18 protein-coding genes and 2 pseudogenes are annotated in these 20,992 nt (G+C 73.5%); 11 read left to right on the top strand and 9 right to left on the bottom strand.

Going from position 1 to position 20,992, the window contains the following annotated elements:
• Positions 1-4 precede the first annotated feature (4 nt).
• From IF89_RS0129895 to IF89_RS0129880, 4 genes are all read left to right on the top strand, one after another.
• Complete coding sequence (locus tag IF89_RS0129895; protein WP_234327914.1) at positions 5-3,232, top strand: AfsR/SARP family transcriptional regulator; 3,228 nt, start codon at positions 5-7, stop codon at positions 3,230-3,232.
• A 174-nt stretch (positions 3,233-3,406) separates the two neighbouring features.
• The gene (locus IF89_RS38425) at positions 3,407-3,598 is read left to right on the top strand and encodes a hypothetical protein (RefSeq protein WP_043194583.1); all 192 of its coding nucleotides are present in this window, start codon (positions 3,407-3,409) and stop codon (positions 3,596-3,598) included.
• Positions 3,599-3,761: 163 nt separating this feature from the next.
• Positions 3,762-4,487 (top strand): class I SAM-dependent methyltransferase, encoded by a 726-nt coding sequence (locus IF89_RS0129885; RefSeq protein ID WP_030774735.1) that lies wholly within the window; start codon positions 3,762-3,764, stop codon positions 4,485-4,487.
• 114 nt (positions 4,488-4,601) lie between these two features.
• Complete coding sequence (locus tag IF89_RS0129880) at positions 4,602-5,072, top strand: GNAT family N-acetyltransferase (RefSeq protein WP_030774734.1); 471 nt, start codon at positions 4,602-4,604, stop codon at positions 5,070-5,072.
• 9 nt (positions 5,073-5,081) lie between these two features.
• On the opposite strand, the pseudogene IF89_RS44810 reads toward IF89_RS0129880, so the two are convergent.
• Positions 5,082-5,171 (bottom strand): annotated as a pseudogene (locus IF89_RS44810) (IS5/IS1182 family transposase); the annotation flags it as partial.
• Positions 5,172-5,213: 42 nt separating this feature from the next.
• The gene (locus tag IF89_RS0129875; protein ID WP_030774732.1) at positions 5,214-6,311 is read right to left on the bottom strand and encodes an endonuclease/exonuclease/phosphatase family protein; all 1,098 of its coding nucleotides are present in this window, start codon (positions 6,309-6,311) and stop codon (positions 5,214-5,216) included.
• Positions 6,312-6,546: 235 nt separating this feature from the next.
• Between IF89_RS0129875 and IF89_RS47935 the strand changes: the two are divergent.
• Together IF89_RS47935 and IF89_RS0129865 are read left to right on the top strand one after the other, a co-directional pair.
• Positions 6,547-6,771 (top strand): annotated as a pseudogene (locus IF89_RS47935) (IS5/IS1182 family transposase); the annotation flags it as partial.
• Positions 6,772-6,993: 222 nt separating this feature from the next.
• Positions 6,994-7,803 carry an LppU/SCO3897 family protein gene (locus tag IF89_RS0129865; protein WP_030774729.1) on the top strand — a complete coding sequence of 270 codons (810 nt, stop codon included), beginning with the start codon at positions 6,994-6,996 and terminating at the stop codon, positions 7,801-7,803.
• Between the two features lie 27 nt (positions 7,804-7,830).
• On the opposite strand, the gene IF89_RS0129860 is transcribed toward IF89_RS0129865, so the two are convergent.
• Entirely contained in the window at positions 7,831-9,519 is a 1,689-nt protein-coding gene (locus IF89_RS0129860; RefSeq protein WP_078628601.1) for a FadD3 family acyl-CoA ligase, read from the bottom strand.
• Positions 9,520-9,615: 96 nt separating this feature from the next.
• Between IF89_RS0129860 and IF89_RS0129855 the strand changes: the two genes are divergently transcribed.
• The 3 genes from IF89_RS0129855 to IF89_RS0129845 are packed head-to-tail and all read left to right on the top strand — an operon-like array spanning position 9,616 to position 12,012.
• Positions 9,616-10,767, top strand: a complete 1,152-nt coding sequence (locus IF89_RS0129855; RefSeq protein WP_030774725.1) for a lipid-transfer protein — start codon at positions 9,616-9,618, stop codon at positions 10,765-10,767.
• Positions 10,768-10,774: 7 nt separating this feature from the next.
• Positions 10,775-11,239, top strand: a complete 465-nt coding sequence (locus tag IF89_RS0129850; RefSeq protein WP_051807824.1) for a Zn-ribbon domain-containing OB-fold protein — start codon at positions 10,775-10,777, stop codon at positions 11,237-11,239.
• Positions 11,236-12,012: an enoyl-CoA hydratase/isomerase family protein gene (locus tag IF89_RS0129845; protein ID WP_030774721.1), complete on the top strand. Its 777-nt coding sequence runs from the start codon at positions 11,236-11,238 to the stop codon at positions 12,010-12,012. The genes IF89_RS0129850 and IF89_RS0129845 overlap by 4 nt, the downstream gene beginning before the upstream one ends.
• A gap of 9 nt (positions 12,013-12,021) precedes the next feature.
• Here the strand turns inward: IF89_RS0129845 and IF89_RS0129840 are convergent, their stop codons facing one another.
• The 4 genes from IF89_RS0129840 to IF89_RS0129825 form a co-directional block, all read right to left on the bottom strand.
• Positions 12,022-12,642: a hypothetical protein gene (locus IF89_RS0129840; protein ID WP_051807822.1), complete on the bottom strand. Its 621-nt coding sequence runs from the start codon at positions 12,640-12,642 to the stop codon at positions 12,022-12,024.
• 120 nt (positions 12,643-12,762) lie between these two features.
• Positions 12,763-13,260, bottom strand: a complete 498-nt coding sequence (locus IF89_RS0129835) for a peptidylprolyl isomerase (RefSeq protein ID WP_043194581.1) — start codon at positions 13,258-13,260, stop codon at positions 12,763-12,765.
• Between the two features lie 66 nt (positions 13,261-13,326).
• Positions 13,327-15,750 carry a serine/threonine-protein kinase gene (locus tag IF89_RS0129830; protein ID WP_030774717.1) on the bottom strand — a complete coding sequence of 808 codons (2,424 nt, stop codon included), beginning with the start codon at positions 15,748-15,750 and terminating at the stop codon, positions 13,327-13,329.
• Positions 15,751-15,941: 191 nt separating this feature from the next.
• Positions 15,942-16,760: a VOC family protein gene (locus IF89_RS0129825; RefSeq protein WP_051807821.1), complete on the bottom strand. Its 819-nt coding sequence runs from the start codon at positions 16,758-16,760 to the stop codon at positions 15,942-15,944.
• A 319-nt stretch (positions 16,761-17,079) separates the two neighbouring features.
• Here IF89_RS0129825 and IF89_RS0129820 point away from each other — a divergent pair, with 319 nt between their 5' ends.
• A complete protein-coding gene (locus tag IF89_RS0129820) occupies positions 17,080-17,727 on the top strand; it encodes a TetR family transcriptional regulator (protein ID WP_030774714.1) in 648 nt (215 codons plus the stop codon).
• An 83-nt stretch (positions 17,728-17,810) separates the two neighbouring features.
• On the opposite strand, the gene IF89_RS0129815 is transcribed toward IF89_RS0129820, so the two are convergent.
• A complete protein-coding gene (locus IF89_RS0129815; protein WP_030774713.1) occupies positions 17,811-18,293 on the bottom strand; it encodes a nitroreductase family deazaflavin-dependent oxidoreductase in 483 nt (160 codons plus the stop codon).
• On the bottom strand, positions 18,293-19,627 hold the full coding sequence (locus IF89_RS0129810; protein ID WP_078628600.1) for an acyl-CoA dehydrogenase family protein: 1,335 nt from the start codon (positions 19,625-19,627) through the stop codon (positions 18,293-18,295). The genes IF89_RS0129815 and IF89_RS0129810 overlap by 1 nt, the downstream gene beginning before the upstream one ends.
• Before the next feature lie 151 nt (positions 19,628-19,778).
• Here IF89_RS0129810 and IF89_RS0129805 point away from each other — a divergent pair, with 151 nt between their 5' ends.
• Positions 19,779-20,975 carry a thiolase C-terminal domain-containing protein gene (locus IF89_RS0129805; protein ID WP_030774711.1) on the top strand — a complete coding sequence of 399 codons (1,197 nt, stop codon included), beginning with the start codon at positions 19,779-19,781 and terminating at the stop codon, positions 20,973-20,975.
• The last annotated feature ends 17 nt before the right edge of the window (positions 20,976-20,992 follow it).

Below are 20,992 nucleotides of genomic sequence, written 5' to 3'. Positions count from 1 at the left end.
ACAGATGGACGGCGTACCGGCCATCCCGCACCCGCGGAACCACCCCGAGGTCCGTGCGGCTGCCGCCGCATCCGAATGCGGCCACGCGGCCGCCGTCCGCCCCGGAGCAGGCCCGGCGTCCGGCGGCGCCCCCGCCGGACCCGTATGGCCGAGGACCACCGCACCCGGAACCGGCACGGGAACGGGCCCGGAACCCGCCGCACCCCGGTCACCCGGCCCGGGCACCGCCGCGCCCCGCCCTACCGCCACCGCAGAGCCCGCCCGGGGCACGGCCGCCGGCCCCGCCCGGCCCGCCGGGAGCGGCACGGCCGCAGGCGACACCCCCGGTGACTCCCGGTTCGCCGTCCTCGGGCCCGTGCGGGCGTGGCGGGGGGCCGAGGCACTGCCCTCCGGCACCCCCCAGCAGCGCGCCCTGCTCGCCGTACTCCTGCTCCGCGACGGCCGCACCGCCACCGCACCCGAACTGATCGACGCCATATGGGGCGAGGACCCGCCGCAGCAGGCCCTCGCCACCATCCGCACCTACGCCTCCCGCCTGCGCAAGGTCGTCGCCCCCGGCCTGCTCGTCACCGAGTCCGGCGGCTACGCCATCCGGCTGCGCTCCGCGGCCACCCTCGACCTCGGCGTCGCCCGCGGCCTCGCCGCCGACGCCGAGGCGGCCCGGGCCGCCGGGGACCGCTCCCTCGCCCGTACGCTGCTGACCCGCGCCCTCGACCTGTGGGAGGGCGAACCCCTCGCCGGGGTCCCCGGCCCGCACGCCGAGACCGAGCGCACCCGGCTCGCCGAGTGGCGCCTGCAGCTGCTGGAGACCCGCCTCGACCTCGACCTGGAGGTCGGCCACCACGCCGAGGCCGTGTCCGAGCTGACCGCCCTCACCGCCGCCCACCCGCTGCGCGAACGCCTGCGCGAGCTGCTCATGCTCGCCCTCTACCGCAGCGGCCGGCAGGCCGAGGCCCTCGCCGTCTACGCCGACACCCGCCGGCTCCTCGCCGACGAGCTCGGCGTCGACCCGCGCCCCGAACTGGCCGCGCTCCAGCAGCGCATCCTGAACGCCGACGCCGACCTGGCCCGTGCGGAAGACCCCGCCCCGGCCGCCGCGGCCGCTCACGTGAGGCCGGCCCAGCTGCCCGCGACGGTGCCCGACTTCACCGGCCGCTCCAGCTTCGTCTGCGAACTCGGCGCGATCCTCTCCGACGGCGCCCAGGACCAGGTCATGGCCGTCTCCGCACTCGCCGGCATCGGCGGCGTCGGCAAGACCACCCTCGCCGTCCACGTGGCGCACGCCGCCCGTCCGCACTTCCCCGACGGCCAGCTCTACGTCGACCTCCAGGGCACCGAGGCCCGTCCCGCCGAACCCGAGGCCGTCCTCGGCTCCTTCCTGCGTGCCCTCGGCACCCCGGACACCGCCATCCCCGACTCCCCCGCCGACCGGGCTGCGCTCTACCGCTCCACCCTCGACGGCCGGCGCGTCCTGGTCCTCCTCGACAACGCCCGCGACGCCGCCCAGGTCCGCCCGCTGCTGCCCGGCACCGCCGGCTGCGCGGCGCTCGTCACCAGCCGGGTCCGCATGGCGGGCCTCGCCGGGGCCCATCTCGTCGACCTCGACGTGATGAGCCCCGAGGAGGCCCTCCAGCTGTTCACCCGCATCGTCGGCGAGGAACGCGTGCGCGCCGAACGGCAGGCCGCCCTCGACGTCGTCGGCGCCTGCGGCTTCCTGCCGCTGGCCATCCGCATCGCCGCGTCCCGGCTCGCGGCCCGCCGCACCTGGACCGTCTCCGTCCTCGCCGCCAAACTCGCCGACGAACGCCGCCGCCTGGACGAGCTGCAGGCCGGCGACCTCGCCGTCAAGGCCACCTTCGAGCTCGGCTACGGCCAGCTGGAGCCGGCCCAGCAGCGTGCCTTCCGCCTCCTCGGCCTCGCCGACGGCCCCGACATCTCGCTGTCGGCGGCCGCCGCCGTGCTCGACCTGCCCGAGTACGACACCGAGGACCTCCTGGAGGCTCTGGTCGACTGCTCCCTCCTGGAATCCGCCGCGCCCGGCCGCTACCGCTTCCACGACCTCGTACGCCTCTACGCGCGTGCCTGCGCCGAGCGCGACGAGCAGCCGCCCAGCGAGCGCGAGGCGGCCCTGGACCGCCTCCTGGACTTCTACCTGGCCACCGCCTCCGGGGTCTACGCCCTCGAACGCCCCGGTGACCGGCTGCCCGCGCACCTGTCCGACACCCACTACCCCGGACTGGTCTTCGCCGAGCCGCGCGCCGCTCTGGACTGGCTGTACGCCGAGGCCGGCCCGCTGCTGGCGTGCGTGCGGCAGGCGTCCGTACGCGGCGGCGACTCACCGGTCCTGCGCCGCGGCGTGGACCTGCTGTGGGCGGCGAAGGACCTCGCCGAGTCGGGTGCCAACTCCAAGCAGTACGAGTCGGCCGCGACCGCCCTGCGCGACGCGGCCCAGGCCGCCCGGGACCCGTACGCCGAGGGCCGCGCCCGCACCACCCTCACCAACGTCCACCTGGTCGCCGGCCGGTTCGCCGAGGCCGACGAGGAGGCCCGCCGGGCCACCTTGCTGGCCCGCGAGGCCGGCGACCCGCTGCCCAGCTGCTGGGCTCCCAACGACCGCGGGATCATCGCCCTCTACGAGGGCCGGCACGCGGACGGCGAACGGTACCTGCTCCAGGCCATCCAGAACTTCCGCGCCGACGGCAACAACGTCGGCGAGGCCAGTGCCCTGTGCAACCTCTCCCGCATCCACGTCGAACTGGGGCACCTCGGCAGCGCCATAGACCTCGCACAGCAGGGCATCGCCATCTACGACCGGATGGGCCTGTCGCTGCGCCTGGCCAACGGCCGCTACGCGCTCGGCATCGCGCTCACCCAGGCGGGCCGGCTCGGCGAGGCCCTGGAGCAGCTCACGGAGGCTCTGGCGCTGTTCCACGACAACCGGCAGCCGCTGTGGGAGGGCGTGACCCACTTCCGCCTTGCCGAGGCCCATCTCGCTGCGCGCCGGCCGACGTTGGCCGCGGCGCACGCCGAACAGGCGATCGCGCTGCGCGGCATCGGCGGGGAGTGGCGGCGGGCGACGGTGCTGACCGTCCTGGGCAAGGCGCTGCGGCGGCTGGGGCAGACGGACCGGGCGCGGGCGTGCTGGCGGGACGCGGAGACGGTGTTCCAGCAGCTGGGTTCCGCCGAACTGGCCGAGGTGCGGACCCTGCTGGCCACGGAGATCGCCGCCTGACCTGCATGGGGACCCGGTTGAATGCGGCGTTCATCGTTCGTTTATCGCCGAACGGCACGATAGGTGCATCGACCCGGTGCGTCGGGGGACATCCGGGCCGTTTGGAAGGATCACCCGTTCGGCGGTCATCGGGGGAATCGCCGAACGGGTCCCACCCATCCATCAGGAGAACCGATGACGACGAACGAGAACCTTCTGCCGAACGACGGCACCGTCAAGCCGCTCGACAACCACGCCTCGGGCGCCGAGATCGAGACCCTGGACAACCACGCGTCGGGCGGCGAGATCAAGCCGCCGACCGACGACCAGGCCGCGGGCGAGGAGATCCGGACGCTGGACAACCACGCGTCCGGTCCGCGCCCGTAAGCCGGCACAGGACGTACGGGGGAGCCCACGGGGGAAACGGGGGCTCGGGGGGGTACGGGGGAGCAACGGGGGACGGCGGCCGCGGTGGCCCGGAGGGGGAGCCATCGCGGCCGCCGCACCCGTATGCCCGGACGGACCGGCGGGCGCGGCATAGGCTGGGGGCGTGTTCTCCTCCCACGGGCCCAGCGTCCGCGAACTGGCAGTGCAGGGCCTCTCCTCCGTCGAGCGGGGCTACGACCTGCTCGCGCCGAAGTTCGACCACACTCCCTTCCGCACCCCGGACCGGATGCTCGACGCGGTCGAGGAGACCCTCGCCCGGCGGGAGGGGACCTTCGGCGCCGGCCTGGACGTGTGCTGCGGCACGGGCGCCGGGACGGGCCTGCTGCGGCGGTTGTGCCGGGACCGGATCACGGGGGTGGACCTCAGCGCGGGCATGCTGGCCGAGGCGGGGCGCCGGCACGCGGACGACGACCGGGTGGACTTCGTACGGGCCGACGCGCGAGACCTCCCGGCGGATCTGGCGGACTCCTACGACCTGGCGGTCAGCTTCGGGGCCTTCGGCCACTTCCTCCCCTCCGAGCGGCCCGCGCTCTTCTCCGGTGTGCACTCCGCCCTCCGCCCGGGCGGCCTCTTCGCCTTCCCGATCGGCGCCCCGATCCCGCCGAGCTCGCCGGTGTGGTGGGCGGTGGCGGGCTTCGACGCCCTGATGCGAGTGCGCAACGCCGTGTGGCGGCCGCCGTTCGTCATGTACTACCGGACCTTCCCGCTGAGCGGGGTGCGCGCCGACCTGCGCACGGCCGGCTTCACCGTGGAGACCGTCCCGCTGGAGCACTTCGGCCGACTGCCCGGGGGCGCTCCGCGCTGGCGGCTGGTGCTCGCCCGCCGGTGACGGGCCGAAGGCGCTCACCGACGGGACGGCCAAAAGTTGTCCCGCAACTGCGAGCTGGGCCCAATCCGAGCCAGCTACCCGGGTACCGATCTTCTGGAGAGTGAGACTGCGCCCATGGACATATCCCTGCGCGAGCTTGAGGACAGTGACCTGCCGATCTTCTGGCAGCAGCTGACGGATTCCGAGTTGCGGCACATGGCAGCCGTGACCAGGAAGTACCACTACGATCGTGGCCACTTCGACCAGCACTGGACAAAGGTGCGCTCGGACTCGTCCGTGATCGTGCGAACCGTCCTCGCCGACGGGGCTGTGGCAGGGCACGCCGCTGTCTTCGGTCCGCCGTCGGAGCGTGAGGTCACGTACGTCATCGGGCGAGCACATTGGGGCCAGGGCATTGCCACCGCGGCCCTTGCCGAGCTGATCGAGCTGGAGCCCGCGCGGCCGCTGCACGCCGACGCCGCCGCTGATAATGCCGGCTCCATCCGCGTGCTGGAGAAGTGCGGCTTCATCGTCACCGGGAAGAGCCGGTGCTTCGCCCGGGCTCGTGACGAGGAGATCGACCTGGTGCACTTGACGCTGAGCTGAGCCGCCGCCACGGGTGGGCACCAGGGTGCCGTCGACGATGCAGACGGTGTCCTTGCGGGGCCGGCCGGCCGGCGCGATGGCCAGCAAGGGCGCCAGGTGACGGCCGCGGAGGCGGCGGCCGTCCGGCTTTTCCGGGCCCCCTCACAGGTCGAGGTCGGCGAACAGGGCCGCGTGGTCGGAGGCCTGGTCGTGCGGTCCGTGCACGCTGTCGAACGGGTCGCCGAACTCGAAGATCCCGCGCGTCTCCAGCTTCACCTCGCTCACCTTGCCGAACAGCTCCGGCGAGAACATCAGGTAGTCGATCTTGTCGGCCGCCTTGCACTTGCCGTGGGTGCCCTTCGGCCCCTCGTAGCTGCCGTGGCTCATCGCGTCCTGCAGGCCGGCGTTCAGGAGGAAGTCGAGCGGCGGGCTGGCCGGGGTGTCGTTGAGGTCCCCGGCGACCACGACGTGGTCCGAGCGTTCGAGGGCGTCCCGGTAGATCTGGGCGCAGCGCTCACCCTGGAGCTTGCGCTTGTCCGCCCCACCCCCGCCGCGCTTGCTCTTGAAGTGGTTCCCCAGCAGCCACAGCGGCCGGCCGTCGATGTCGATCTCGAATTCCGGGCAGTCCCTGCTGAAGATGCCGAAGCGGTCCCGGGGATTCTTCTTGTCGAAGATGTGCGAGCGTACGGAGGTGATCGGACGCCGGCTGAACAGCCTCACGTCGATGCCGCGTTCATCGTTCCCGTCGATCAGCAGGTTGAACGGATAACGCTTCCCGTCCAGCCGGCCGGCCAGAACCTGTCGGTTGAAGCGGTCCAGGGTGAGCCGGTCCTCGACCTCGACCGTGAGCAGGATGTCGGCGTCCACCTCGGCGATCACCCTGGCGGTGTTCCCGATGGCGTCCAGGGAGAGGTCCCTGCGGACCAGCTCGGCCCAGCCGACCCAGGCATCCCGCCCCGTCGCCTCTTCCCTGACCTGGACGCCGCTGCCCTCCCCTGTGAGCAGCCGGGCCCTGCCCTTGGGCTCGTTCACCAGGATCGTCTTGGTGGAGAGCTCCGGGCGGACGTCGATGCTGTGCGCCAGGAGGATCTCGATGATCTCCCCCTTGTCGTCGGCCGTGTACGCGTCCTTGTCGAGGATCTCGACGAGCCGTTTGAAGTCCTGGAGTACCTTGTTGCGCCGCTCCTCGTCGTCGATGCCGAAGGCGACCGGCCGCTGGAAGAGGTTCTCGGCGTTGAAGGTGCCGATGCGGATGCTCATGGCGCACCTCCTCACACTTTCGACGATTCTGGGAGTGCGCCGGGGAGCTGTCCAACGGAGCGGGCCGCTCCTGGGAGACAGATGAAGATTTTGGGGCCGGGTGGTGAGGGCCCCCGCGATGTCCTGCTCCACGGCCCTGACCCGGGCCCGAGTTGCGGGCGTGATGGGGCAGGCGCGCAATGACCCAGTGGGGCCGGATGTGTGGGCGGCGTGCCGGGAGTTGGTCCCGGCCTGCCGGGTGATCCGCGAAGTGCCCGGCGCCGGCACCGTGGCCGCAGCGTACTGCGGGGCCCACGACTACGCCGATCCGGGCACACCCCGCATCGCCTGGAACGACGAGCAGGCACGCTTCCAACTGGTGGACGCCCTGGTCACCGACGCCCTGCATCTGCCGGGCCGTTTGCCCGAGCAGGATCTCGGCCCCGCAGCGGCGGATGCCGTGGGGATTCTGGCCCTGGTCCCGAGGCCCGGCACGTGCACACGTCGTACTCACACCTCCGACTGGGCGTACTCGGGGCTTCGGCCGGTGCGGCGAGAGTGCGTGCCGGGTGCCGTGGGCGCCGTGCGGGACTTTCGCAACACCCCCTGGGCGGAACGCCTGCGTCACCATCGGGACACCCGGCACAATCCGTGAGAAGCCGTCAGGCAGCCTGCGTACCACCCTCACGCCTTGGAGCAGCCGGTGTCGTCACAGGAAATGCTCATCACGATCACGCCCCAGCAGGCCACCTACGGTGTGATCCTCCCCGTGGAACTACCGACGGGGCCGGTCCGGCTGCGCATCCCGCCCTGCCGGCACGGCGATCGCGTCACGGTCCGCGTCGGCGCGGAGGAGGTGCTGCTGCGGATCCACGTCTCCGGGGCGGGCGCCGCCTGGATCGCGGGGGCCGGGGGTGTCTCTCCCCCGACCGCGGCGGGCGGGCAGCGGCCCGCCCCGCATCCGGCCGCGGCCACCAGCCCGGCGACCGGCGGCGGACGCGGCTGCCTGGTGGGGCTCGCCGTCGTCGCGGCCCTGGTCATCGGCTTCTTCGTGCTGAGCGACGGCGACGGCGGCTCGGACGCCAAGCCCGCCGCGGACGCCACGCCCACCTGGTCGTCCTCCTGGTCCCCCTCGCCCGCCGAAGCCGCCACGCCCTCCCCGCCCGAACCCTGGCCGTCGGCCCCCGCAGCGGCCGCCACCACCCCGTACGTTCCCGTGCCGAGCGCCGAGCCGAGCCCCGAGCCCAGCCCCTTCGACCGCGGCACCTGCCTCAACGGACAGCTGCCGGACTCGACCACCCCGCGCAGCGTCAGCGGCGTCGAGGAGGTCCCCTGCTCAGCGTCCGACGCCCACTACCGGGTGATCGAGAGCATCCCCGGCACCTCGGACCTCAACAGCTGCAACGACAACCCGAAGACCCAGTACGCCTTCTCCTACCGCTACATGCGCGGCTCGCTCGTCCTCAACCAGTACGTGTACTGCCTGGTGGGTCTGGGCTCCTACGCCCGCTGACCCGGGCGCGGCGGCCGTCGGCGGGGGTCACGGGCGGGCGCGGAGTTCGCGTTTGAGGATCTTGCCGCTCGCGTTGCGGGGGAGTTCGGTGACGAACTCCACCGCGCGCGGGACCTTGTAGTTGGCCATCTCCCGGCGGGACCAGGCGATGAGGTCGTCGGCGGTGAGGGTGGAACCGGGGCGGCGCACGGCGTAGGCCTTGCCGACCTCGCCGAGCCGCGGGTCCGGGATGCCGACGACCGCGACGTCGGCGACGTCCGGGTGCAGGCCGAGGAGCTGCTCGATCTCGGCGGGGTAGGCGTTGAAGCCGCCGACGATGAACATGTCCTTGATCCGGTCGGTGATCCGCAGGTTGCCGCGCTCGTCGAGTACGCCCACGTCCCCGGTGCGCAGCCAGCCGTCCGGGGTGATCGCCGCGGCCGTCGCGTCGGGGTCCTCGAAGTACCCCTGCATGACGTGGTGGCCGCGGACCGCGATCTCACCCGCACGGCAGGGCGGCAGGGGGTGTCCGGCGCTGTCGAGGACCGCCACCTCGGTGTCCGGGATGGGCCGGCCGGAAGTGGCGGAGACGGTCTCGGCGGGGTCGTCGCGGCGGCACATGGTGACGATGCCGCCCGCCTCGGAGAGTCCGTAGGCGGTCAGAACGGTCCCGATGCGCAGCTCGCCGCGCAGCCGCTCGACGAGCCGCAGCGGGACCACGGCCGCACCGGTCACGACCAGGCGCAGGGCCGACAGGTCGTGGTGGTCGCGCTGGGGGTGGTCCAGCAGGGACTGGTGCAGGGTCGGCGGTCCGGGCAGAACGGAGATCCGCTCGGCGGCGACGTTGGCGAGGACGGTGTCCACGTTGAAGACGGGCTGGGGGACCATCGTCGCGCCGCGCATCAGGCAGGCGAGGATCCCGGCCTTGTAGCCGAAGGTGTGGAAGAAGGGGTTCACGATCAGGTAGCGGTCGCCCTCGCGCAGACCGGCGAGCTCGCTCCACACGGCGTAGCAGCGCAGGGACTGGGCGTGGGTGATGACCGCGCCCTTGGGGCTGCCGGTGGTGCCGGAGGTGAAGATGATGTCGGAGGGGGCGTCCGGGCGGACGGCCTCGGCGCGCTCGCGGACGGCCTGCGCCGGGACCCGGTCCCCGCCGGCTAGGAAGTCCTTCCAGGTGCGGAAGGTGTCGGGGGCGTCCTCGGCGAGGACGACGACCTGTTCCAGGTGCGGCAGTCCGGGCAGGGGTCCGCTGCCGGACCCTTCGGCGGCGGCCCGGCGCAGTGAGGCGACGTAGGAGGTGCCGAGGAAGGTGCCGGTCACGAAGAGCAGCCGGGCCCGGCTGCGCTGCAGGACGTATGCCGCTTCCGCGCCCTTGAAACGGGTGTTCAGGGGGACGAGGACGGCGCCCGCCGAGACGGCGCCGAGGGCCGAGACGATCCAGTCCAGGGTGTTGGGGGCCCAGACGGCGACCCGGTCGCCCGGTTCCACCCCGGCGGCCATGCAGGCCGCCGCGGCGCGCTCGACGCGCTCGCCGAGCTGGGCGTAGCGGATGCGGACGCGCCCGTCGACGACGGCCTCCAGGTCGGCGTACTGCGCCGCCGCCGACCGGACGAGTCCGGCGATGGTCCCCCAGCGCAGGTCTCCGCGCTCGTCCTCGCCGGAGCCCTCGGCGGAGCCCCGGCCGGCGTCCTCACCCACGCTGTCGCGCACGTCCTCGCGCGGCCCGTCGTCGCCCATGCGTGCCACCCTCCCGCGAACCCAGTAGCTGACTATCCGTCAGATTAGCTGTAGCCTTCGCGGCTGTCAGTACTGGCGCACTCCCCGGAGGTGGCGATGGCGGCAACGCTCAAGGACGCGACGGCGATAGTCGGCATCGGCCAGACCGCCTTCGCCAAACGGCTGCCGCAGTCCGAGAAGGAACTGGCCTGCCGGGCCGTTCTCGCGGCCCTCGCCGACGCGGGCATCGACCCCTCCGAGGTCGACGCCTTCTCCTCCTACACCATGGAGGAGACCGACGAGGTCGAGGTCGCGAAGGCCATCGGCGCCGGCGACGTCACCTTCTTCTCCAAGATCGGCTACGGCGGCGGCGGCTCCTGCGCCACGGTCGGCCACCTCGCCGCCGCCGTCGCCACCGGCCAGGCCACCGTCGGCGTCGCCTGGCGCTCCCGCAAACGCGGCTCCGGCCCGCGCCCCTGGAAGAACACCGCCGTCCAACTGCCCACCCCCGGCCAGTGGACCCGGCCCTTCGGCCTGCTGCGCCCCGCCGACGAGATCGGCATGCTGGCCCGCCGCTACATGCACGAGTACGGCGCCACCCGCGACCACCTCTTCAACGTGGCCATGGCCTGCCGCAACCGGGCCAACGCCAACCCCGCCGCGATGATGTACGAACGCCCGCTGACCCGCGAGATGTACATGACCTCCCGCATGATCAGCGACCCGCTCTGCCTCTTCGACAACTGCCTGGAGACCGACGGGGCCCTCGCCTGCGTGATCGTCTCCGCCGAACGCGCCCGTGACTGCCGCCACCGGCCCGTCTACGTCCACGCCGCCGCCCAGGGCCTGCCCTCCCAGCACCACGGCATGGTCAACTACTGGAACGACGACCCCCTGTCCGGTCCCGCCTGGACCGCCGCCCGGCACCTGTGGAAGCAGGCCGACTTCGGCCCGGCCGACGTCCACGTCGCCCAGATCTACGACGCCTTCACCCCGCTCATCCCGCTCTCCCTGGAGGGCTACGGCTTCTGCGGCCGCGGAGAGGGCGCCGCCTTCACCGAGGGCGGCGCCCTGGAACTGGGCGGCCGGCTCCCCCTCAACACCGGCGGCGGCGGGCTCAGCGAGGCGTACGTGCACGGCTTCAACCTGATCAACGAGGGCGTCAAGCAACTGCGCGGCGTCTCCACCGCCCAGGTACCGGACGCCGAGACCTGCCTGGTCACGGCCGGCGAAGGCGTCCCCACGTCCGCGATCCTGCTGAGGAGCTGACCGACCGATGACCACCGCACCCGAAGCCGCCGCGACCGCGGACGCCCTGCTCCGGCCCGTCCCCGACGAGGACGGCGCCCCCTTCTGGGAGTACGCCGCCCGTGGCGAACTGCGCGTCCAGGCCTGCACCGCCTGCGGCCGGCTGCGTTTCCCGCCCCGCCCCTGCTGCCCGCACTGCCGGTCCTTCGACAGCGAGTGGCGCCGCATGAGCGGCCGCGGCCGCATCTGGTCCTACGTCCTGCCGCACCCGCCGCTGTTGCCCGCCTACGCCGCGCAGGCCCCGTACAACGTGGTCCTCGTCGAGCTCGCCGACGCCCCGCACATCCGCCTCGCCGGGAACCTGGTCACCTCCGCCGACGCCCCCCTCGACTCCCTGGACCCGGCCCGGCTGCGCATCGGCGCCCGCGTCCAGGTGGCCTTCACCGCACAGGGCGGGACGACCGTGCCGCGCTGGCTGTTGGAGAAGTCATGAGCCTGCGGGTGGAACGCGACAAGAGCACCGGGGTCGCCGTCGTCACCCTGGACCGCGAGCACCGGCACAACGCCGTCGACCTGGCCACCGCCGCGGAACTGGGCGAGGCGTGGCGGGAGCTGCGGTTCGCCGAGGAGGTGCGGGCGGTCGTACTGACCGGCGCCGGCACGGCCGCGTTCTGCACCGGCATCGACCGCGGCGTCGACGTACCGCAGCCCCCGTCCCCCTACTCGGCCGACGACCCGCTGATCGCGATCGGCCCCAAGTCCTGCGACCTGTGGAAACCGGTGGTCGCCGCCGTCAACGGCATGGCCTGCGGCGGGGCCTTCTACCTGCTGGGCGAGGCGGAGTTCCTCATCGCCTCCGAGACCGCCACCTTCTTCGACCCGCACACCAGCTACGGCATGGTCAGCGCGTACGAGGCCGTCCACATGGCGCAGCGCATGCCCTTCGGCGAGGCGGCCCGGATGTCCCTCATGGGCACCGCCGAACGCCTCACGGCGCGCCGGGCCCACGAGATCGGCCTGGTCTCGGAACTGGCCGCCCCCGGCGGGCTGCTCCCGGCGGCCCTGCGGGCGGCGCAGACCCTGGCCGGCTTCCCGACGCAGGCCGTGCAGGGCACCGTGCGGGCCCTGTGGTCGGCGAAGCAGGCCGCGCTCCAGCAGGCCCTGTCCCAGGCCCCGGCCCTGATCGCGCTGGGCAACCTGCCGCCGGACCGGCAGGCGGAGCTGTTCGCGGGCCGCCGCACGGCCCCGGAACCCCGCCTGCGCTGAGAACGTCCCTCAGCGGGGCTTGCGGGACGTCTTCGGGCGGGGAACCGCCTCCGCCTCCCCGGTCCTGGTGGACCCGCCGGAGGCGGAGCCGGGAGCGGAACCGGACCCGGCGCCCGGCGTGCGCGTGGCGGCCGGCGCGGAGCCGCGGGTGGTGGGCTGCCCGAGCCGGCAGTTCTTCACCTCGGCGGCCCGCGCGGGCTCGTCGAGCGGCACGTCGACCGTGCGGGTCTCGCGCGCCCCCAGTTCCACCCGGACCACCTCGGACTCGACGGCCGCGCCGCCGGCGCCCTCACGGCGGAGGTCGACCTCGACGGTCGCCCTGCGGTCGAGGCGGGAGGTGAACCGGAGCGTGGTGACCGGCGCACCGGAACGGGTGCAGGTGAGCACGACCACGGTGGCCGGGTCGCCGCTCGGGCTCGCCGAACCGGTGGGCGCCGCGGAGGCCGTACTGCCGTTCCCGCCGCCGCTCTTCTTCTTGCTCTTGGAACTGGAGCAGCCGCCGCCACTGCCCTTGCTCTTGCCGCTCTTGCTCTTCCCGCCGCTGCCACCGCCGTGCGACGAGAACCCCGTCAACGCGAACACGACGACCACCAGCACCGCGGTGAACCTGATCCGACGCCCGGACACCATGGCCCGACCCCCTCCCCCATGGACAGACGGCCGGTCACGCTACCAGGCGGCCCCGACACGGCGGCGGCCCCGGCCCCCAGGGAGGGGGCGGGGCCGACCGGCCGGGTGGGCGGGTGGTGATCAGGCGGCGTCGACGACGCCGGAGGCCGCGATCTCGACCTTGCCCTTGGGCGCGCCGGACTGCGAGCCCAGGGCCTCGATCTGGTCGACGAGCTCCTGGCCCGAGACGACCTCGCCGAAGACGACGTGCTTGCCGTCGAGCCACGGGGTGACGACGGTGGTGATGAAGAACTGCGAGCCGTTGGTGTTGCGGCCGGCGTTCGCCATCGACAGCAGGTACTTGCGGTCGTGCTTCAGGTTGAAGTTCTCGTCCTCGAACTTCTCGCCGTAGATGGACTTGCCGCCGGTGCCGTTGTGGTTGGTGAAGTCACCGCCCTGGAGCATGAACTGCGGGATGATGCGGTGGAAGCCGGAGCCCGCGTAGCCGTAGCCGTTCTGGCCGGTGGCCAGCTCACGGAAGTTGCGCGCCGTCTTCGGGACGACCTCGTCGAAGAGGTTGAAGACGATGCGGCCCGCCGGGGCGCCGTTGATGGTGATGTCGAAGTAGACGTTGCTCATGGGTCCCATCCTGTCACTCCCGGTGCGGTGCGCTACCCGGCGGGGCCGGACCCGGCCCCTCCCGGGTCAACCGCTCGTACGGGTGCCCGTACCCTTCGCCGCGTCCAGGGCGTACACGCAGCGGTCCTTGCTGCACGCGTACACCACGCCGCCCTCCGCGACCGGGGCGCCGGTGATCTCGCCACCCGTGGCCAGCTTCCAGCGGAGCTGGCCGCCCGCCGCGTCCAGCGTGTAGAGGCAGTGGTCGGCCGAACCGAAGTGCACCCGGCCGTCCGCGACCGCGGGCAGTCCGGTGATCTCCCCGCCCGCCGCGAACCGCCACTTCGGGGTACCGGTGACCGCGTCCAGCGTGTACAGCGCGCTGCCCGCCCCCAGGTGGACGTTGCCGCCCACCACCAGCACCGGGTCGGAGGACTGCCGCGACTCCGTCGCGATCCGCCAGCGGTCCTGGCCGGTGGCCGCGTCGAGCGCGTACACGGTGCCCAGGTAGTCGGCGAGGTACACCCCGCCGCCCGTGACGGCCGCGCCCGGCGCGAAGGCCGGCGGCGCCAGGAAGACCGCGGGAGCCTCGAAGTGCCAGCGGACCCGGCCCGAGGCCCGGTCCACGGAGATCACCCGGGTGCCGGCGGCGACGTACACATGGCCGTCCGCGGCGGGTGTGACCCGGACGGGCACGTTGCCGCAGGAGGCCGCGTCACCGATCGGATACGACCAGGACTCGCGGCCGCTGCGGGCGTCCAGGGCGCGCAGCCGCGCGTCCTGCCACACGTACACCGTGCCGTCGTGGAGGACGGGAGCCGCCTCCGGGGTCTCGAAGTCGCTCTGCGCGCCCGTCAGCTCCCACAGCTTGTGGCCGCTGGACGCCTCCCAGGCCTGCACGCCGCCGCCGCGCGTGGCGGTGACCACCGTGCCGCGCTCGGCACGCAGGGCGTACACCCAGGCGTCGGTGGACAGCCGCCACCGCTCGGAGCCGTCGGAGCCGTCGAGGGCGTAGAGGGACGGCCCGTCGGAGGCGTGGATGCGGCCGTCGGCCACCGCCATGGACCAGGCCACGTCGCGGGTCTTGAACTGCCGGCGGCCGCTCGCCACGTCCAGCGCGTGCACCTCGAAGGAGGTCACGTACAGCAGGTTGCCGGCGACGGTCGGCGTCCCCCACACCTCGTTCGACATGCGGAAGCGCCACGGCCGCCAGCGGCCGCTGTCGGGGGCCGGGCCGGGGCCCGGCACGGCCGGGGCGACCGGTCCGGTGGCGTGCGGGGGCGCGGACCCGTCCGGAGGACGGATCCAGCCGGTGGCGGAGTCCACGGCCGAGGCGTGCGCCGCAGACGCCGCAGACGCCGCGGCCGTCGCGAACGGGCCGGGCCCGATCGGCACCGGCGAGCCGCCCAGCCGCACCGGCTCCCCCGACGGCGCCGGGGACCGCGGCGGGTGCTGCGGGCGTGCCGGCACGGCCTGGCCGGTACGCGGGTCCACCCAGCCCTCGGCGCCCCGCGGGCGGCGGTGCGTCGCCTGTTCGGACTGCGGCCCCCGGCCGCGCGCACCGCCGGCGCCGCCGCCGTCGCGACCGGGCGCGGGCACCGACGCGGCGGGCGTACGGTTGCCCGCGCGCCGGGCCTCGATCATCGCGACGGCCCGGCCGGGCAGCCACGCCGACGCGGTGCCGCTGTCGTCGCCGCCGTCGAACAGGTGCGGTGCCAGCTGCGCCTGGAGGTCGGCCGGGGTGGGTCGCAGGGAGGCGTCCATCTGCATGCAGGACTCGATGAGCGGCCGCAGCTCCTCGGGGAGCCCCTCCAGGTTCGGGCCCTCGCGCAGCAGCATGAAGACCGTCTCCACCGGGTTCGCCCCGTGGTAGGGCGGGTGCCCGGTCGCGGCGAAGACCAGCGTGGAGCCGAGTGAGAAGACGTCGCTGGCGCCCTTGACGCTGCGCGAGTCCTTCGCCTGCTCGGGCGACATGTAGGCGGGGGTGCCGACGGCGACGTTCGTCATGGTCAGGCGGGTGTTGGAGACGCCGCTCGCGATACCGAAGTCGATCACGCGCGGGCCGTCCTCGACGACGAGCACGTTGGACGGCTTCAGGTCGCGGTGGACGAGCCCGGCGCCGTGGATGGACTGCAGGGCCTCGGCGATACCGGCGGCGAGCCACCGCACGGCCTGGGCGGGCATCGGCCCGCACTCGTTGACGATCTCCTCCAGGGAGGGGGCCGGGACGTAGGCGGTGGCCAGCCACGGCACGGCGGCCCGCGGGTCGGCGTCGACCACGGCGGCCGTGTAGAAACCGGACACGGCCCGCGCCGCCTCGACCTCGCGGGTGAACCGCACGCGGAACAGCTGGTCCTCGGCGAGCTCGGTCCGCACCGTCTTGATCGCGACCCGCCGTCCGGACGCCGACCGCGCGAGATAGACCAGCCCCATGCCGCCGGCGCCGAGCCGTCCCAGCACCTCGAAGGGGCCGATCCGTCTCGGGTCGTGCTGCGTCAGCTGCTCCACCACTCGCCTCCACACCTCCCCGTACGGGCCACTCACCGGGCCCGCTCCCACCGGCACGGGGCCCTGCCCCGTGCAGCGTCTCATTCCGGGGCGCAGCCCGGGTCGCGCAACCCCGATTCTGTCAGGCCCGGGACGGGTCCGGCCCCGGCACGGCGAGCAGCCGGGTGTGATCTGCCCGGCGATCGTGCCGGGGGCTACCCCTCCGCTTCGGCGCGGGCCTCCGCGGGGGAGTGCGTGCGGGGCTCCGAGAGGAGCCCGAAGACCGCCCCCTGATTGTCCGCGACGACCGCGATCCGCCCGTAGGGGGTGTCGAAGGGGTCCGCGGTGACCCGGCCGCCGAGCCGCTGCACCGTCGCCACGGACCGGTCGCAGTCGGGGACGGCGAAGTAGACGAGGAAGTGCGCCGGCATGATCTCCGGGAAGGCGTCCGTGATCAGACTGCGGCCCAGCACGGCGGAGTCCGTGCCGGGCGCCTTCCCGGGCGGCGACCAGAGGCGGTATTCGACGCCGGCGTCGTCCTGGTCCTGCGGGACGTAGCCGAAGACCTTCGCGTAGAAGACGTCCACGGCGTCGCGGGCCCGGGTGTAGACCTCGCTCCAGCAGTACGTGTACGGCTCCTGCTGGGCCTCGAAGCCGTGGTGGGTGCCGGGCTGCCACAGCCCGAACACGGCCCCGCCGGGGTCGGCGGCCATCGCGGCGGTTCCGTACGGGCCGACCGGCATGGGGTCCATCACCATCTGGCCGCCCGCGGCCCGGATGCGCTGGGCGCAGGCGTAGGCGTCGGTGGTGTAGAGGTAGACGCCCCAGACCGTGGGCATCCGGCCGTCGGGCTTGGGGGCCAGGGCGGCGACGTTGCGGCCCCGGCTGTAGGCCTGGGTGTAGTGGCCGTACTCGGCGCCCGCGCTGTCCGCGTAGGTCCACCCGAAGAGCTCGCCGTAGAACCGCTTGCCCGCTTCGACGTCCGGAAGCGAGGCGTCCACCCAGCAGGGTACGCCTTCCACGAATGCGGCCATGGGCCTGGTTCCTTCCGTTCTGCGGGGGTATGTACCCTCTCGCCCCTCCGAGCCATGATCCGCCCGAAAACTTGTCCACAGCCTGTTGATAAGACTATTCGGGGGAAACTTCATGGAACCGGGCGACACGCCCGGACGTGATCATGGGGTGTTTCCGGCCGGGACGGGGGCAGCGCCCGGACCGGCAGCACGTGCCGCACCCGGCGCGAATCCGCCCCCACGGCCGCCCGGGACAGGCTTCCCCCCAGGCCAGGGAGCGTGTAACCCCATTTGCAGGCGGCCGAATAGCGCCCCGATCACCCCTCGGTAAGCTGACGGCATGACAGGACAAGTACGCACCGTCGACGGGCGTGTCGCCGGCCGGCGCGGCCAGGCGACGCGGCAGAAGCTGCTCGACTGCCTCGGCGAGATGCTCAGCTCCTCGCCGTACCGCGACGTCAAGGTGATCGACGTCGCCCGCAAGGCCGGTACCTCCCCCGCGACCTTCTACCAGTACTTCCCGGACGTCGAAGGCGCCGTCCTGGAGATCGCCGAGCACATGGCCACCGAGGGCGCGCAGTTGACCGCGCTCGTGGAGGGCCGCAGCTGGGTGGGCAAGTCCGGGTGGTCCGCCGCCGAGGAACTCGTGGACGGCTTCCTGGAGTTCTGGCGCCGCAACGATGCGATCCTGCGCGTGGTCGACCTCGGCGCGGCCGAGGGCGACAAGCGGTTCTACAAGATCCGCATGAAGATCCTGAACTCGGTCACCAACTCCCTCACGGAGTCGGTGAAGGAGCTCCAGGCCAAGGGCAAGGTGGACAAGGACGTCAGCCCTGCGGCGATGGCCGGCTCGCTGGTCGCCATGCTGGCCGCGGTCGCCTCCCACCAGAAGGGGTTCCAGACCTGGGGGGTCAAGCAGGCCGAGCTCAAGCCGAACCTGGCCCTGCTCGTCCACCTCGGCATCACGGGCAAGAAGCCGACCCGGTAACGGCGGACCCGCCCCGGGTCCGCCGCCCGCTGCGGCTCCACGCCCGCCGCCGGCTCAGGGCCGGCGCTCCGGCCCGCCCGGGATCAGCGACGCTCCAGGCGGAACAGCCGGATCTCACGCTCGATGCGCGCCTGGTACGTCGCGTACGGCGGCCAGAACCCCAGCACCGCCCGCCAGGCCGCGGCGCGCTCCTCGCCCGCCAGCAGCCGGGCCCGTACGGCGATGTCCTCGCCCCGCCAACTCACGCTCGCCTCGGGGTGCTTGAGCAGGTTCCCGGTCCATGCCGGGTGCCCGGGCCGGCCGAAGTTGGACCCGATCAGGATCCAGCTCGCCCCGCCGTCCTCCGGCATGCACGCGAGCGGTGTGGTGCGCGGTTCACCGGTCCGCGCGCCCCTGGCGGTGAGGATCACCCCGGGGAGCATCTGCGCGCTCAGCATGACCTTGCCGCGGGTGAGCCTGTGCACCGCCTTGTCCAGGGCGGGGACGAAGTGCGGTGCGATCTTGGCGAACAGCATGGTCGAGGAGACCTTCTGCATCAGCTTGACGCCGAGAGCCACGCGAGCCATCAGACGGCCACCTTCTTCTGCGGGGGCGGGGGCGGGGACGCGGCGGGGGCCGCGGCGGAGGGTGCGGATGCGGGCCGGGTGGCGGCGCCGGCCGCGGCGGGCTCGACCCCGGGTGCGGATGCGGCGGCGGGCGTCTGCGCGAACAGGCCCGCACGGTCCGCGGCGTGCGCCCGCAGCCGGTGCACCGGGCCGAAGAGCAGCTCGTCCGAGGCCGCCCGCTTGAAATAGAGGTGGGCGTCGTGCTCCCAGGTGAAGCCGATGCCGCCGTGCAGCTGGATCGCCTCCCCGGCCGTCACGCGCAGCGCCTCCAGCGCCTGCGCGAGCGCCAGGCCTCCCTGGTCCGGGTCCCAGGCCGCGTAGTAGGCGGCCGACCGGGCCGCCTGCACCTGTACGTAGAGGTCCGCCAGCCGGTGCTTGACCGCCTGGAAGGAGCCGACCGCCCGGCCGAACTGCTCGCGCCGGCGCACGTACTCCACCGTGTGCGCCAGCGCCTGCTCGGCCGCCCCGACCGCCTCGGCGGCGAGCACGGCTGCGGCGGTACGGCCGACGGCGGCGAGGGCCCCCGGCACGCCGGCGTCGCCACCAGCGGCCCCGGCACCGGTCGCGCCACCGGTCGCACCGAGCAACTCCGCCGGGGTGTGGCGCAGTTGGACACGCGCCTGCGGGCGCGTCTCGTCGAGCACGGTCTGCCGCGACCGGACGAGGCCGGGGGCGCCCTCCCGGACGAGGAAGAGCAGCGTACGGCTGCGCGCGAAACCGCCGGTGTGCGCGGCGACCAGCAGCAGGGGGGCACTGTGCCCGTCGAGCACCTGGGCCACCTCCCCGAAGAGCCGCCAGCTGTCGTCGCCGTCCGCGCCGGCCCGGGCCTGCACCCCGCCGGCCCGCCCGCCGCCGGACCACCGGGCCGCGGTGTCCTCACCGGTCAGCGCGAGGGCAGTGGCCAGCGCCGGGCCGGGAACGGCGAGCGCCGCGGTCAGCCCGCCCGATGCCAGCGGCGCAAGCAGCGCGGAGCGCTGGGCGGCGGTGCCGAGGGCGGCGATCAGGGGCGCGCACAGCACTGCGGTGGCCAGGAGCGGCGAAGGCAGCAGTACCCGTCCGGTCTCTTCGCAGGCCAGAGCCAGGTCGGCGGGGGCGCAGCCGACCCCGCCGTACTCCTCCGCGACGGCGATGCCCGGCAGCCCGAGCTGCCGGGAGAGCTGCTGCCACAGCTCGCGGTCGTACCCGGCGTCGGTGCGCACCGCGGCCTTGACCTCGTCGGGGCCGCAGCGTTTGCCCAGGATCTCGCGCAGGGTGCGCCGTATCTCGTCCTGCTCCGCGGTGAAGGCGGCATCCATCGTCGGGCTCCTCCCCGTATCTGACGGGCCGTCATGTTAGGGCGGCGGGCGACAGATGCACAGGGGGCGCGGGCGGTGGGTTGCGGGCGCGCGGAGGCGAGGCGCCGGCGGGGCCTAGCATCTGACGATACGTCAGATGTACCGTCCTGGCATGCCTGGACTCACACCTGGAACCACCCCCCGCCGCCCCGGCCGACGGGTCGCGGTGGTCGGCATCGCCCTCTCGGACTGCGGCCGGGTGGACGGCCCCACCCCCTACACCCTCCACGCACAGGCGGCCCGGCGCGCCCTGGCCGACTCCGGCCTCGACCGCTCCGTCATCGACGGTTTCGCCTCGGCCGGCCTCGGCCTGCTCGCACCGGTCGAGGTGGCCGAGTATCTGGGGCTGCGCCCCACCTGGGTCGACTCCACCTCCGTCGGCGGCTCGACCTGGGAGGTCATGGCCGCGCACGCGGCGGACGCGATCGCCGCCGGTCATGCCAACGCCGTACTACTGGTCTACGGCTCCACGGCCCGGGCCGACATCAAGGCGCGCCGCCGCACCTCGAACCTCTCCTTCGGCGCCCGCGGTCCCCTGCAGTTCGAGGTCCCCTACGGCCACACCCTGGTCTCCAAGTACGCCATGGCCGCCCGCCGCCACATGCACCAATACGGGACGACGCTGGAGCAGCTCGCCTCCGTCGCCGTCCAGGCCCGGGCCAACGCGGCCACCAACCCGGACGCGATGTTCCGCGACCCCATCACCGTCGAGGAGGCCCTCTCCGGCGAGATGATCGCCGACCCCTTCACGAAACTGCACTGCTGCATCCGCTCGGACGGCGGCTGCGCGGTGCTGCTGGCAGCGGAGGACTACGTCCCCGACACCGCCAAGACCCCCGTATGGATTCTGGGCGCGGGCACCTCCGTCTCCCACACCACCATGTCGGAGTGGCAGGACTTCACCGTCTCCCCCGCCGCCGTCTCGGGCCGCATCGCCTTCGAACGAGCGGGCCTCACCCCGGCGGACGTGGACCTCGCGGAGATCTACGACGCCTTCACGTACATGACCCTCGTGACCCTGGAGGACCTCGGCTTCTGCGCGAAAGGCGAAGGCGGGGCGTTCGTGGAGAAGGGCCGCCTGTTGCGCGACGGAGAACTCCCGGTCAACACGGACGGCGGCGGCCTTTCGGCCTGCCATCCGGGCATGCGGGGCCTGTTCCTACTGGTCGAGGCGGTGCGCCAACTACGCGGCGAGGCAGGAGCGGGCCAGGTCACCAAACCCGGCGGCCACCTCCCCGAGGTGGCCCTGGCCTCAGGCACAGGCGGCTGGTTCTGCTCCTCGGGCACGGTCCTCCTGGGCCGGGGGTAGGGGCGGGGGCTTCGGGG

The sequence above is a fragment of the Streptomyces sp. NRRL F-2664 genome (assembly GCF_000719345.1).
Taxonomy (GTDB): domain Bacteria; phylum Actinomycetota; class Actinomycetes; order Streptomycetales; family Streptomycetaceae; genus Streptomyces.
Note: the sequence above shows the minus strand (reverse complement) of the source record. Positions and strands in the feature narration are given on the sequence as shown.